The sequence below is a fragment of the Pseudomonas sp. 2995-1 genome (assembly GCF_002742505.1).
Classification (GTDB): domain Bacteria; phylum Pseudomonadota; class Gammaproteobacteria; order Pseudomonadales; family Pseudomonadaceae; genus Aquipseudomonas; species Aquipseudomonas sivasensis.
On record NZ_LJSA01000490.1, the window covers coordinates 414,911 to 428,181 of the forward strand.

A 13,271-nucleotide genomic window follows, 5' to 3' on the forward strand; every position below is an offset into this window, starting at 1 on the left:
AACTCCCTCGCGACACTGGCGCCTATTCAGTACCAGATAAGGAGCCCCACATGTCCGACCAGCCTAAACAAATGACCGAAGACGAAGCCGCCGAATTTGCCGAGCAAGTCTTCGATGTGGCCCGCCGCGGCGACGCGGCCATGCTTGCCGCGCTGTTGGCCAAAGGCTTGCCGGCCAATTTCCGCAACCACAATGGCGACACCCTGCTGATGCTCTCGGCCTACCACGGCCACGCCAAGGCGGTGAAAGTGCTCCTGGAGTTCAAGGCCGATCCACTGATTGCGAACGACAAGAACCAACTGCCGATTGCCGGTGCCGCCTTCAAGGGCAACCTGCCGGTGGTCAAGGCGCTGATCGAGGGGGGGACGCCGGTAGAAGCCGCGTCCTCAGACGGTCGCACCGCGCTGATGATGGCGGCGATGTTCAACCGCGTTGACATGGTCGATTACCTGCTTGGTCAGGGCGCCAACCCCAAGGCCACAGATGCCCAGGGCGCGACCGCGCTGGCAGCGGCCCAGACCATGGGCGCGGTGGATACGGCGGCGCAGTTGCAGAAACTGGTGTAGGCTTTGCGCCCTCAAAAACCAGCCCGTTACAGGATCGCCCCATGAAAACCGCCCTCGTCGAACTTATCAGCAAAATCAGCGCCGGGGTCATGGGCGAGGACGAGGTCGCGCGCATCGCTGATGAGGCTGCCCAGGCCTACGCCGATCCTGCTGCATTTCTGGCAGCCAACCCAGACATCAACTACGACGACACCTTCCCGATTCCTTTGGGGGAGTGGGTGGTGGTCGGCAGCCTGCCAGAGACCGTGCTGTTCCAGGCCGACACCTATGGCGATCTGTTTGCGCAGATCGTCGCCTCGTTCGGTCCGGGTGTCGCGTTCAACCTCAAGCCCAAGCAACTGGCCAAGGCTGACGGCCTCACCGCGCTGAACCGCATTCAGATCCAGATGAGCGCCCTGAGCCCGGAGGATGGCGGCTATGTGCTGCTTGATTTCAGCCTGCCCTTGGATGACGAAATCCAGACCGTATTGGTGTTTGGCAACGACCTGCCTCGGGTGCTGGAGCTGTGCGCCGAAGTCGGCATCAAGGCGGAGCCGTCACTGGAAGCGCTGAAGGTGGCGGTCCACGTCTGAAATAAAACGGAACCCCTGCCAGGGCTGACTATCCTACAAGTGCATGCCCTCACTTAGGAGCGACACCATGGGTTCCACATTTAATGGCTTGATTGGGCTGATCATCCTCGCGCTGGATATCTGGGCGATCATCAATGTGTTTAAAAGCGGCGCGAGCACTGGCGCCAAGGTGTTGTGGATCCTGTTGATCCTGCTGCTGCCGGTCCTGGGCCTGATCATCTGGGCGATTGCCGGGCCACGGGGTAACGTGCGGATTTGATCGCTTCACTCCGTCTGGAGTGGGCACAGTAAATGTGGGAGGGAGCTTCTCCCGATAGCGGTGTATCAGCCACTCATCTGGCACTGACACATCGCGATCGGGAGCCAGTCCCCTCCCACATTTCGTTTCAGGATGCCTGTGTGATTTTTGTATCGAAATATTCGCTGTACAGAATTTTCACAACCCATCCAAGACAATTCTCCGGCTTTTTCTGCCTGCTATTAAAGGCGGTGCAGCGGTGCACGTTCAGTAATTAATAGCCTTGCTGTGATTGATCGGGCACCATTCGCGCCACCGCGATATTTCGTCACTTAAACTTCCAATGGGTCCTGAAACGACATGGCAAACCCGGACGCCCTGAGTCAGCAGCGAGCTTCTAATCGCCTGCTGCAACCGACCGTCAAATCCCATCTGGCATACACGCTGCTCTGCGCACTGGTCATGATGGTGATGTTCTCCCTGCTGCGCCTGGCGCTGCTGGTGTACAACCGCGAGATGATCCTCGACACCCCGGCCTCGACCTTCCTGGAAGCGTTCGCCAACGGCCTGCGTTTTGACATACGCCTGGTGGTGTATCTGCTGATCCCGCTGCTGCTGGCACTGTTCAGCGTACGGGCCATGGCCGCGCGTGGGTTCTTCCGTTTCTGGCTGACCATTGCGTCCAGCATCGCCCTGTTCTTGGGCTTGATGGAGATGGACTTCTACCGCGAGTTCCACCAGCGCCTCAACGGCCTGGTTTTCCAGTACGTGAAGGAAGACCCGAAAACCGTGATGAGCATGCTCTGGTACGGTTTTCCGGTGGTGCGCTACCTGCTGGCCTGGGCCGTAGGCACGCTGATCCTGAGCATCGCCTTCAAAGGCGCTGATCGCGCGACGCGCCCACGCGGCCCATTCAGCGGTGGCAGTATCGGCACCCGCCAGGTCGCGCCGTGGTACAGCCGCATCGCGGTGTTCGTGGTCTGCCTGCTGATCGCTGTGGTTGCCGCCCGTGGCACTCTGCGTCAGGGCCCGCCGCTGCGCTGGGGCGACGTGTACACCACCGATTCGAACTTCGCCAACCAGTTGGGCCTCAATGGCACCTTGTCGCTGATCGCGGCGGCCAAGGCTCGGTTCGGTGAGGACCGCGCCAATATCTGGAAGGCCACTCTGGATCAGCCGTTGGCGACCCAGACCGTGCGCGACATGCTGGTATTGCCCCAAGAGAAACTGGTTGATACCGACACCGCCGCCGTGCGCCGTGACTACATGCCGCCGGCCGAGAAGACCCTGCCGATCAAGAACGTCGTGGTCATCCTGATGGAAAGCTTCGCCGGTCACTCGGTAGGCGCATTGGGCCGTCCGGGCAACATCACGCCGTCCTTCGACAAATTGTCCAAGGAAGGCCTGCTGTTCGACCGCTTCTTCTCCAACGGCACTCACACCCACCAGGGTATGTTCGCCACCATGGCCTGCTTCCCGAACCTGCCAGGCTTTGAATACCTGATGCAGACCCCGGAAGGCAGCCACAAGCTGTCGGGCCTGCCGCAGTTGCTCAGCGCGCGTCAGTTTGACGACGTGTATGTCTACAACGGCGACTTCGCCTGGGACAACCAGTCGGGCTTCTTCAGCAACCAGGGCATGACCAACTTCATTGGCCGCAACGACTTCGTCGACCCTGTGTTCTCTGATCCGACGTGGGGCGTGTCCGACCAGGACATGTTCAACCGTGGCCTGCAAGAGTTGAAAGCCCGCGAAGGCGGCAAACCGTTCTACGCACTGCTGCAAACCCTGTCCAACCACACGCCGTACGCATTGCCGACGCCATTGCCGGTCGAGAAAGTCACTGACCGTGGCAGCCTCAACGAGCATTTGACGGCCATGCGTTACTCCGACTGGGCCCTGGGCCAGTTCTTTGAAAAGGCCCGCAAGGAGCCGTACTTCAAGGAAACCCTGTTTGTAATCGTGGGCGACCACGGCTTCGGCAACGAACAGCAGATCACCGAGATGGACTTGGGCCGCTTCAACGTGCCGATGCTGATGATTGCACCGGGCATGCAGGAGAAGTTCGGCGAGCGTGACCACACCGTGGGCACCCAGATCGACATCGTGCCGACCATTATGGGCCGCCTCGGTGGCGACACCCTGCACCAATGCTGGGGTCGTGATCTGCTGAACCTGCCGGAAGGTGACAAAGGCTTTGGCGTGATCAAGCCTTCGGGCAGCGACCAGACCGTGGCTTTGGTCACCGCAGACCGCATCCTTGTTTTGCCCAAGGAGATGCCACCGAAGTTGTGGGAATACGAACTGGGCGCTAACCCGACCGGTAAGGTGATTCCTGAATCGCCGGACGAGGCTGCGTTGAAGCAGAAACTTGAGTCTTTCCTGCAGACGGCCACCAAGAGCCTGTTGGATAACACCGCCGGCGTAGTTGACGGCAAGCCGGACTAATTAACCGGCAATAAAAAAGAGGCCTTTTCAGGCCTCTTTTTTTATGCGGTTTTTATATCCGGCCGAGCAACAACAACACCAGCAGGACAACCAGAACAACACCCAGGATACCCGACGGGCCATAGCCCCAGTTGCGGGAGTGCGGGAAGACTGGCAGACCACCGACCAGCAGCAGAATCAGGATGATGATTAGAATGAGGCTCATGGTTTTATTTCCTTATAGGCCTTGTGCAAGGACTGATGATTTAACGTTACGACCGCAGGTTTAATTACGAACGCCTTAACAACTCCGACTCCTGCGCTTCGCATAAAATTCCGTGTTTTTTTAAAGCATTTTGCAAACACGCTTATTTCTTTTAATGCGCTCGCAGCTGCGTCGTACTAGTTGAAAAAGATTGAACTTAGGCTGTGCGCAGGCATCCGACCCGGCCCAAGGTTTGCCTGGGGCATTCATCAATCTGATGGTGCGTGGGTGCAGGAAAAACCTTCGCTACACTGCCGATCACTTCTTCTGTGAACCACAAGGCAGCTTCCTATGCAAAATCGCATGATGATCACTGGCGCCGGGTCCGGCCTGGGTCGTGAAATCGCTCTGCGCTGGGCCCGCGAGGGTTGGCAATTGGCCTTGTCGGATGTCAGCGAGCCAGGCTTGCAGGAAACCCTCAAGCTCGTGCGCGAGGCCGGGGGCGATGGCTTTACCCAACGTTGCGACGTGCGCGACTACAGCCAGCTCACCGCGTTTGCCCAGGCGTGCGAAGTGAAGCTGGGGGGCATCGATGTGATCGTCAATAACGCTGGCGTCGCCTCGGGTGGTTTCTTTGCCGAACTGTCCCTGGAGGATTGGGACTGGCAGATTGCGATCAATCTGATGGGCGTAGTCAAAGGCTGCAAGGCGTTCCTGCCGCTGCTGGAAAAGAGCAAGGGCCGCATCATCAACATCGCCTCTATGGCCGCGCTGATGCAAGGGCCGGCCATGAGCAACTACAACGTAGCCAAGGCCGGTGTGGTGGCGCTGTCGGAAAGCCTGCTGGTGGAGCTCAAGCAGCAGGAAGTCGGCGTGCATGTGGTATGCCCGTCGTTCTTCCAGACCAACCTGCTGGACTCGTTCCGTGGGCCGACGCCGGCGATGAAGGCCCAGGTGGGCAAGTTGTTGGAGAGTTCGCCGATCTCGGCGGCGGATATTGCCGATTACATCTATCAGCGTGTCGCCGAAGGGGAATTCATGATCTTGCCCCACGAGCAGGGCCGGATGGCCTGGGCGTTGAAGCAGAAGAATCCGCAATTGCTCTACGACGAAATGACTACCATGGCCGACAAGATGCGCGCCAAGGCACAGGCTGTTAAAGGCTAATCAGGTGTTGGTCTGTCAGGCAAATTACCTACTGGTGTAGGTGTTGCCTGATTTAGCTGCGCGCCATTGTTGCATCAACCTTCTGCGCGCATGGTCGAGGTCCTGTCACTCCAAAAGGACAAACGCCATGCTGGTCTTAAGCCGCGCTGTAGGCGAAATCATCTCCATCGGTGATGAGATCACCGTGCGCATCCTGGAACTGAACGGCGACCAAGTGAAATTCGGCATTGCCGCACCAGCGGGGATCAATGTGCACCGCGCCGAAGTGCATCAGAAAATGCTCGAACGCCAAGCCACTCAACCCCAACCCGCCACCAACCCCTAGAACACCCTCAGTCGAACAGATGCTTGGGCACATCGTGCTTGAGCATCAACTGGCATTGCTCGCTTTCCGGGTCGAACACGATCAGGGCCTGGCCCTTGGTCAGCGCTTGGCGCACGCGCAGCACGCGGGTTTCCAAGGGCGTGTCGTCGCCATTGTCGGTGCCGTCGCGGGTCACGAAGTCTTCGATCAGGCGGGTCAGGGTGTCGACTTCAAGAGCGTCGTAGGGAATCAGCATACAAGCCTCAGATAGAGAATCCCGGCGATGCTACTGTGCCGGGACCCGGGTTGCCAGCAGTGGCTGTTACTCGCCTGAGGACTTGTTGCCCACCAGACTGTCCACCGACGGCACGCGCGTGTCGCTCTCCATCTGCGTTTCATGCTCGATTTGATGACTGAAGCGGTCCAGTGAACCCTGGGCCGGCTGCGCGTCGCTGGCAAAGACCGGCGGGCTGAGGATGTACGCGCCGAGCAAGCGGCTCAGCGCCGCCAGGCTGTCGATATGGGTGCGCTCGTAGCCGTGGGTCGCGTCGCAACCAAACGCCAGCAGCGCTGTACGGATATCGTGCCCGGCCGTCACCGCCGAGTGTGCATCGCTGAAGTAATAACGGAACAGATCGCGGCGCACTGGCAGGTCATTTTCCGATGCAAGGCGCAGCAGGTGACGGGACAGGTGATAGTCGTACGGCCCGCCGGAATCCTGCATCGCTACACTCACCGCATGTTCGCTGGAGTGCTGGCCGGGGGCGACCGGGGCGATGTCGATGCCGACAAACTCACTCACATCCCACGGCAGGGCTGCCGCCGCACCGCTGCCGGTTTCTTCGGTGATGGTGAACAGCGGATGGCAGTCGATCAGCAACGGCTCGCCGCTGTCGACGATGGCCTTGAGCGCGGCGAGCAGGGCGGCGACCCCCGCTTTATCGTCCAGGTGGCGTGCGCTGATATGCCCGCTCTCGGTGAACTCGGGCAGCGGGTCAAAGGCAACGTAGTCACCGACGCTGATCCCGAGGGAGTCGCAGTCGGCGCGGGTTGCGCAGTAAGCATCCAGGCGCAGCTCTACGTGGTCCCAGCTCACCGGCATTTCATCCACGGCGGTGTTGAACGCATGCCCGGAGGCCATCAGCGGCAACACGCTGCCGCGAATCACACCGTTGTCGGTGAACAGGCTGACGCGGCTGCCTTCGGCAAAACGGCTGGACCAGCAGCCTACTGGCGCCAGGGTCAGGCGGCCGTTGTCCTTGATCGCACGCACGGCGGCGCCAATGGTGTCCAAGTGCGCCGACACAGCACGGTCGGGGCTGTTTTTCTGGCCCTTGAGGGTTGCGCGGATGGTGCCGCGGCGGGTCATTTCAAACGGGATACCCAGCTCTTCGAGGCGCTCGGCGACGTAGCGCACGATGGTGTCGGTAAAGCCGGTAGGGCTGGGAATGGCGAGCATTTCCAACAGCACTTTTTGCAGGTAGTTGAGATCCGGTTCGGGGATGGTTCGGCTCATAAAGACTCCTGATGAAATAAGGGCAACCCGTGGGGCTGTAGTGGCGAGCGGGCTTGACCTGCGCTGGGCTGCGAAGCAGCCCCTAGTCCAGGCAACGCGCGCTTCGAGTCAACACTCATTGGCAGGTTTTGGGGCTGGTTCGCAGCCCCGCGCGGCAAGCCCGCTCACCACAGGGTTATTGAGCCGTCGGCTGGCTATGGGGAAATAACAGGTCCACAAACTTCTCTGCCGTTGGTTGCGGTTCATGGTTGGCCAGGCCGGCCCGCTCGTTGGCTTCGATAAACACGTACTCAGGTTGATCGGCAGCGGGCACCATCAGGTCCAGACCGACCATGGGAATGTCGAGGGCACGGGCGGCGCGCACGGCGGCGTCGACCAGGGTCGGGTGCAGGATCGCGGTGACGTCTTCCAGGCAACCGCCGGTGTGCAGGTTGGCGGTGCGACGCACGGCGAGGGTCTGGCCACGGGGCAGGACACTGCTGTAGTCATAACCGGCGGCTTGCAGGGTGCGTTCGGTTTCCGCATCCAGCGGGATTTTGCTCTCGCCGTCGGTCGCCGCTTGACGTCGTCGGCTCTGCGCTTCAATCAGCGCGCCGATGGAGTGCTGGCCGTCACCGGTGACTTCAGCAGGGCGGCGGATAGCGGCGGCGACCACCTCGAAACCGATCACCAGGATGCGCAAATCCAACCCTTCATGAAAACTTTCCAGCAGCACGCGGCTGTCAAATTGGCGCGCAGCCTCAATGGCCTGCTGCACTTCTTCGATACTGTGCAGATCCACCGCCACGCCCTGGCCTTGCTCGCCATCCAGGGGCTTGACGACGATGCGCTGGTGTTCATCGAGGAATTCCAGATTGTCATCAGCACTGCCCGCCAATTGTTGCGACGGCAGCTTCAAACCGGCGGCTTTAAGCGCCTTGTGGGTCAGGCTCTTGTCCTGGCACAACGTCATGCTGATCGCGCTGGTCAGGTCGCTCAAAGACTCACGACAACGCACGCGCCGACCGCCGTGGCTGAGGGTGAACAAACCGGCGTCGGCGTCATCCACCTGCACATCAATACCGCGCCGGTGTGCTTCTTCGACAATGATCCGCGCATAGGGATTGAACCCCGCCTGCGGGCCAGGGCCGAGGAACAGCGGCTGGTTGATGCCGTTCTTGCGTTTGATCGCAAAGGTGGTCAGCGCGCGGAACCCGAGCTTGGCATAGAGGCTCTTGGCCTGGCGGTTGTTGTGCAGCACCGACAGGTCGAGGTAACTCAGGCCCCGGCTCATAAAGTGTTCCACCAAGTGGCGTACCAACACCTCGCCCACACCGGGGCGCGTGCACTGCGGGTCGACCGCCAGGCACCACAGGCTGCAGCCGTTTTCCGGGTCGTGAAAAGCCTTTTGATGGTTGAGGCCCATCACGCTGCCGATCACTGCACCGCTGTCTTCGTCCTCGGCCAGCCAGTACACCGGGCCGCCTTGATGGCGCGGCGTCAGGCGCTCGGCGTCAACCGGCAACATGCCACGGCACTGGTACAACTGGTTGACCGCCAACCAGTCGGCCTCGGTCTGCACGCGGCGAATACGAAAGCCGCGAAACACCCGGGTGGCGGGGCGGTAGTCGGTGAACCACAGGCGCAAAGTGTCCGAGGGATCGAGGAACAACTGCTGCGGATCAATCCCGAGGATCTGCTGCGGCGCGGCCACATACAGCGCGATGTCGCGTTCGCCGGGTTGTTCGTTGAGCAGTTCCCCCGCCAGGCTCGCCGGGTCCGGAAACGTATGGCCGATCAATAGCCGGCCCCAGCCGCAATGCACGGCAATGGGCTCGGCGGCCAGCGGGCTGCCATCTTCGGCGAGTCGGGCTTGCAGGCGCTCGTAGGTTGGCGCCTGGCCCTTCAGCAAGCGTTGGCTGTAAGCCGCTGCATGGGGTTTCATCAATCAGATTCCTTGTTCGCTGAGCCACAGGTTCAGCGCTGCCAATTGCCACAGCTTGGAGCCGCGCAACGGGGTCAATTGGCCTTGGGGGTCGGTCAGCAAGCGGTCAAGCATGGCCGGGTTGAACAGGCCGCGATCCTGGCTCGGGTCCAGCAGCAATTCACGCACCCAGTTGAGAGTGTCGCCTTGCAGATGCTTGAGGCCGGGCACCGGGAAGTAACCTTTCTTGCGGTCGATGACTTCGCTCGGGATCACCCGGCGTGCCGCCTCTTTGAGCACTTGCTTGCCGCCGTCGGGCAACTTGAACTTGCCCGGGACGCGTGCCGACAGTTCCACCAGGCGGTAATCCAAGAACGGCGTGCGTGCTTCGAGGCCCCAGGCCATGGTCATGTTATCGACGCGTTTGACCGGGTCGTCCACCAGCATCACCGTGCTGTCCAAGCGTAAAGCCTTGTCCACTGCCGCATCGGCGCCGGGCATGGCGAAATGTTCGCGTACGAAGTCGCCGGCGGCGTCGTTGGCGGTCAGCCATTTGGGCGCGACGGTGGCGGCATAGTCGTCGTAGCTGCGGTCGAAGAACGCCTCGCGGTAGGCGGCATACGGGTCGCTGGCGCCGTCGACGTGCGGGTACCAGTGGTAACCGGCGAACAGTTCGTCGGCGCCCTGGCCGCTCTGCACCACTTTGCAATGCTTGGCCACTTCCCGCGATAGCAGGTAGAAGGCGATACAGTCGTGGCTGACCATCGGTTCACTCATGGCGCGGAAGGCGGCCGGGAGTTGATCGATGATCTCGCTTTCGGCGATGCGCAATTGGTGATGACGGGTGCCGTAGTGCTTGGCGATCAGGTCGGAATATTGGAACTCGTTGCCTGCCTCGCCACCGGCGTCTTCAAAACCGATGGAGAAGGTCGACAGATCCTGCACGCCGACTTCGCGCAGCAGGCCAACGAGCATGCTTGAATCCACACCGCCGGAGAGCAATACGCCGACATCCACGGCAGCACGTTGACGGATCGCCACGGCTTCGCGGGTGCTGTCGAGTACGCGGTCGGTCCAGTCTTCCAGCGTGAGGTTTTTCTCGTCCTCATGGGGACCGTATGGCAGCGTCCACCAGGTTTTCTGTTCGGTGTTGCCATTGGCGTCGATGCGCATCCAGCTCGCTGGCGGCAGTTTTTCGATGCCTGCCAGCAAGGTGCGCGGCGCCGGCACCACGGCGTGGAAGTTCAGGTAGTGATTGAGCGCTACCGGATCGAGGATCGGGTTGATATCGCCGCCCTTGAGCAGCGCCGGCAATGCTGAGGCAAAGCGCAGGCGCTGACCGGTGCGCGACAGGTACAGGGGTTTTACGCCGAGACGGTCACGGGCGATGAACAGGCGCTGGGCGTCGCGTTCCCAGATGGCGAAGGCGAACATGCCATTGAGCTTGGGCAACAGCGCTTCGCCCCAGGCGTGGTAACCCTTGAGCAGCACTTCGGTGTCACCACCGGAATAGAAGGCGTAGCCAAGGGCTTCCAGCTCTTCACGCAATTCCGGAAAGTTATAAATCGCGCCGTTGAACGCCAGGGACAGGCCCAATTGGGCGTCGACCATCGGTTGGGCGGAGCCGTCCGACAGGTCCATGATTTTCAGGCGTCGATGGCCCAGGGCAATCGGCCCTTGGGCATGGAAGCCCCACGCGTCAGGGCCGCGTGGCGCCAAGTGATGGGTGATTCGCTCCACCGCTGCCAGGTCGGCAGGTTGGTGATCGAAACGTAACTCGCCAGCTAATCCGCACATAAATTCCTTACCGGTTTTTCCGTTGGGGAGAGAAAAGGTCACCGCGCACAAATGGCGGGTACCCAGAAACTGACCGGGGTGCATCGGCGGAGTTTTAGATCAATCTGTTATAAGGCAAAAGGCCGTAGGTCGCGCATCAGCCAGGCGCCTACGCAAAACCGCAGCGCAGCAAGCGGGGTTTTTATACCGCTTTCGTCCGACATCGTCGGTTTAGCGTGGGCGTGGGCATGGGCTACCTGGAAGACGACATCCCCCGCCTCAACGAGCAGAAAGCCCGCCAATTGTGGCTGGACGAGCGCTTGCCGCGCGATTCGCGCAGCACCTCCACTGGCAGGGACTTAGGGATGAACCGGGTTCGGATGGCCTGTTCAAGCTGCTCTCGGAGCTGGGTGGCACGGCGGACTCCATGAATGCCCGTGAAGACATGACGCACAGGGTCCGGCGCGTGCTGCAGGCGGCCGTCGATGACACGCGCTTGCGCGCGGCGATCAGCGCGCGGGCGTGTTCACGTTGCTGCGCACCAGCGCGCGCACCGCGAAGCGATTGGGGTGACACGCCTCGGCCACGCTGCGCGGCAGTGGCAGCGGTTCGTCGTGCAGCCAGGCGGCGAGCAGCTCGCCGCATAGCGGTGCGGTAATCAACCCGCGCGAACCGTGGCCGCTGTTGACGTACAGGCCGTCGAGCCACGGGCACGGCGCCTGCGGCACGTGGCGGGCGTCCTTGCGCAGCGCGGCGTAGGTGTCGGCGAACGGCGCGCTGTCTGCCAGCGGGCCGACAATCGGCAGATAGTCGGGGCTGGTGCAGCGGAAGGCGGCGCGACCCTCAAGGTCCTCGGCCGGGAGGGCGTCGGCGTGCAGGCGCTGTACCAGGTCTGGGGAGATCTCGTGCAGCAGCGCCAGGTTGCCCGCGTGCTCGGCGGCGGTGGGCGTGAGGTCCTGGCTTTTGAAATCAAAGCTGGCGCCCAGGGTATGTTCGCCCAGGCGAGCCGGTGCCACGTAGCCTTCGGCGCACACCACGCTGCTCAGCGCTGCGCTGGCGACAGTTTGCGGCAGGCGCGTGATCTGCCCGCGGATGCGTTTGAGTGGCAGCTCCGCACAGGCGGCAAACCGCGTGACGTCGGCGGCGCCCGCCAGCACCACCACCGGCGCGCTGGCCAGCAGGGTTTCACCGTCCCAGGCCTGCCAGTGGTCGTCGACTTTGCGCAGTTGCAGTACGTCACGATGGGCCAGCAACTCAACACCCGGTTGTGTGGCTTGCCACTGGCACAGTGCGGGCGGATGCACCCAGCCACCTTCAGGGAAAAACAGCCCGCCGGTTTGCAGCACGATGCCGGCCCGGAGCTGGGCCTGATCCTTGTCCAGCAGATGCAGCAGGTCCGGAGCAAACGCCTGCGCCAATTGCGCCTGGCGTTCGGCTTCCTTGGCATTGAAGGCCAGTTGCAGCACGCCGCAGCCGTCCCAATCCACCCCGCGTTGCAACTGCTCCAACAGGCGCCGGGTGTGGCCGAAGCCGCTGACGATCATCTGCGACAACGCTGTGCCGTGGGCCGAGAGTTTGAGGTACAGCACGCCTTGCGGGTTGCCCGATGCCTCTTCGGCCAAGCCGGCGTGGCGTTCCAGCAGGCTGACCTGCCAGCCGCGCGCCGCCAGGCTGGCCGCGCTGGCGCAACCGGCGAGGCCGCCGCCGATCACCAGGGCGCGGCGCTCGCCGTTAAATGCAGGTGGTCGCGCGAACCAGGGTTTGATGGCAGCCGGCGCGGGTGTCTCCGCCGGCCAGCCAAGGAACTCGCCGCGCAGGATTTCCCACTTGTGGCCAATCCCCGGCGTGCGCTTCATCTTGAATCCGGCGGCGTTGATCAGGCGCCGCACCCAGCCGGTGCTGGTGAAGGTGCTGATGGTCGAACCCGGCGCGGCCAGGCGTGCCAGCTCGGCAAACAGCTCGGCGGTCCACATGTCGGGGTTTTTCGCCGGGGCGAAACCGTCGAGAAACCACGCGTCGATCTGCGCATCCAGTTGCGGTAGCTGCTCCAGAGCATCACCGATCAACAGGGTCAGGGTGACGCGGCCATTGTCCAGCACCAGACGCTGGAAGCCCTGGTGGATGGCGACATACTGCGCCAGCAACTGCTCGGCCCAGGGCTTGAGTTCTGGCCACAGGGCCAGAGCACGTTGCAGGTCGGCGTGGCTCAGGGGGTACTTCTCCACGCTGACAAAGTGCAGGCGGGCGCCGGACACGGCGTGCTGATCAAACAACTGCCAGGCACACAGGAAATTCAACCCGGTACCAAAGCCGGTCTCGCCAATCACCAATCGTCCGCCCACGGGAAGCGCGGCAAAGCGCTGTTGCAGGTGGTTCTGTTCAAGGAACACATAACGGGTTTCGTCCAGGCCCGACTGATCGGAGAAGTACACGTCGTCGAAGACCCGCGAACGCGGGCGTCCCTGGTCGTCCCAGTCAAGTTGGGCATGTGGCGATACGGGGTTCATGGGCAACTCGGCAAAGGCAAGGCGGCCATTCTAGCCGATCGTGGCGGTGGCGACCGATCCGCGCTGGGCGGGGGTGGTAGCCCGCTGATA

The 13,271-nt window shown here is 61.9% G+C and carries 12 protein-coding genes and 1 pseudogene; 7 read left to right on the forward strand and 6 right to left on the reverse strand.

Annotated elements, in window-relative coordinates; genetic code table 11:
- Positions 1 to 50: 50 nt before the first annotated feature.
- The 4 genes from AOA61_RS26495 (at position 51) to AOA61_RS26510 (ending at position 3,824) form a co-directional block, all read left to right on the forward strand.
- Positions 51 to 566 carry an ankyrin repeat domain-containing protein gene (locus tag AOA61_RS26495; protein WP_099603055.1) on the forward strand — a complete coding sequence of 172 codons (516 nt, stop codon included), beginning with the start codon at positions 51 to 53 and terminating at the stop codon, positions 564 to 566.
- Positions 567 to 607: 41 nt separating this feature from the next.
- Positions 608 to 1,138, forward strand: coding sequence for a hypothetical protein (locus AOA61_RS26500; RefSeq protein ID WP_032888053.1), 531 nt, complete (start codon positions 608 to 610; stop codon positions 1,136 to 1,138).
- Between the two features lie 67 nt (positions 1,139 to 1,205).
- Positions 1,206 to 1,397: a PLDc N-terminal domain-containing protein gene (locus AOA61_RS26505; protein WP_003172956.1), complete on the forward strand. Its 192-nt coding sequence runs from the start codon at positions 1,206 to 1,208 to the stop codon at positions 1,395 to 1,397.
- Between the two features lie 339 nt (positions 1,398 to 1,736).
- The gene (locus AOA61_RS26510; protein WP_032888055.1) at positions 1,737 to 3,824 is read left to right on the forward strand and encodes an LTA synthase family protein; all 2,088 of its coding nucleotides are present in this window, start codon (positions 1,737 to 1,739) and stop codon (positions 3,822 to 3,824) included.
- A 52-nt stretch (positions 3,825 to 3,876) separates the two neighbouring features.
- Here AOA61_RS26510 and AOA61_RS26515 read toward each other — a convergent pair whose 3' ends face one another.
- Entirely contained in the window at positions 3,877 to 4,029 is a 153-nt protein-coding gene (locus AOA61_RS26515; protein WP_015885095.1) for a DUF3309 family protein, read from the reverse strand.
- A 330-nt stretch (positions 4,030 to 4,359) separates the two neighbouring features.
- Here AOA61_RS26515 and AOA61_RS26520 point away from each other — a divergent pair, with 330 nt between their 5' ends.
- Together AOA61_RS26520 and csrA are read left to right on the forward strand one after the other, a co-directional pair.
- Positions 4,360 to 5,175, forward strand: a complete 816-nt coding sequence (locus AOA61_RS26520; protein ID WP_032888057.1) for an SDR family oxidoreductase — start codon at positions 4,360 to 4,362, stop codon at positions 5,173 to 5,175.
- Between the two features lie 127 nt (positions 5,176 to 5,302).
- Positions 5,303 to 5,500: a carbon storage regulator CsrA gene (csrA, locus tag AOA61_RS26525; RefSeq protein ID WP_095185473.1), complete on the forward strand. Its 198-nt coding sequence runs from the start codon at positions 5,303 to 5,305 to the stop codon at positions 5,498 to 5,500.
- A 7-nt stretch (positions 5,501 to 5,507) separates the two neighbouring features.
- Here csrA and AOA61_RS26530 read toward each other — a convergent pair whose 3' ends face one another.
- The 4 genes from AOA61_RS26530 to AOA61_RS26545 all read right to left on the reverse strand — a co-directional run bounded on the left by AOA61_RS26530 (position 5,508) and on the right by AOA61_RS26545 (position 10,695).
- Positions 5,508 to 5,735: a YheU family protein gene (locus AOA61_RS26530; RefSeq protein WP_003192759.1), complete on the reverse strand. Its 228-nt coding sequence runs from the start codon at positions 5,733 to 5,735 to the stop codon at positions 5,508 to 5,510.
- Between the two features lie 66 nt (positions 5,736 to 5,801).
- Positions 5,802 to 6,995: an osmoprotectant NAGGN system M42 family peptidase gene (locus AOA61_RS26535; RefSeq protein WP_032888060.1), complete on the reverse strand. Its 1,194-nt coding sequence runs from the start codon at positions 6,993 to 6,995 to the stop codon at positions 5,802 to 5,804.
- 175 nt (positions 6,996 to 7,170) lie between these two features.
- Positions 7,171 to 8,919 carry an N-acetylglutaminylglutamine synthetase gene (gene ngg / locus AOA61_RS26540; protein WP_099603056.1) on the reverse strand — a complete coding sequence of 583 codons (1,749 nt, stop codon included), beginning with the start codon at positions 8,917 to 8,919 and terminating at the stop codon, positions 7,171 to 7,173.
- Between the two features lie 3 nt (positions 8,920 to 8,922).
- The gene (locus AOA61_RS26545; RefSeq protein WP_032888064.1) at positions 8,923 to 10,695 is read right to left on the reverse strand and encodes an N-acetylglutaminylglutamine amidotransferase; all 1,773 of its coding nucleotides are present in this window, start codon (positions 10,693 to 10,695) and stop codon (positions 8,923 to 8,925) included.
- Positions 10,696 to 10,978: 283 nt separating this feature from the next.
- Between AOA61_RS26545 and AOA61_RS32985 the strand changes: the two are divergent.
- A pseudogene (locus tag AOA61_RS32985) lies at positions 10,979 to 11,143 on the forward strand (hypothetical protein); the annotation flags it as partial.
- Between the two features lie 40 nt (positions 11,144 to 11,183).
- On the opposite strand, the gene mnmC reads toward AOA61_RS32985, so the two are convergent.
- Complete coding sequence (mnmC, locus tag AOA61_RS26555; RefSeq protein WP_099603058.1) at positions 11,184 to 13,181, reverse strand: bifunctional tRNA (5-methylaminomethyl-2-thiouridine)(34)-methyltransferase MnmD/FAD-dependent 5-carboxymethylaminomethyl-2-thiouridine(34) oxidoreductase MnmC; 1,998 nt, start codon at positions 13,179 to 13,181, stop codon at positions 11,184 to 11,186.
- Positions 13,182 to 13,271 lie beyond the last annotated feature (90 nt).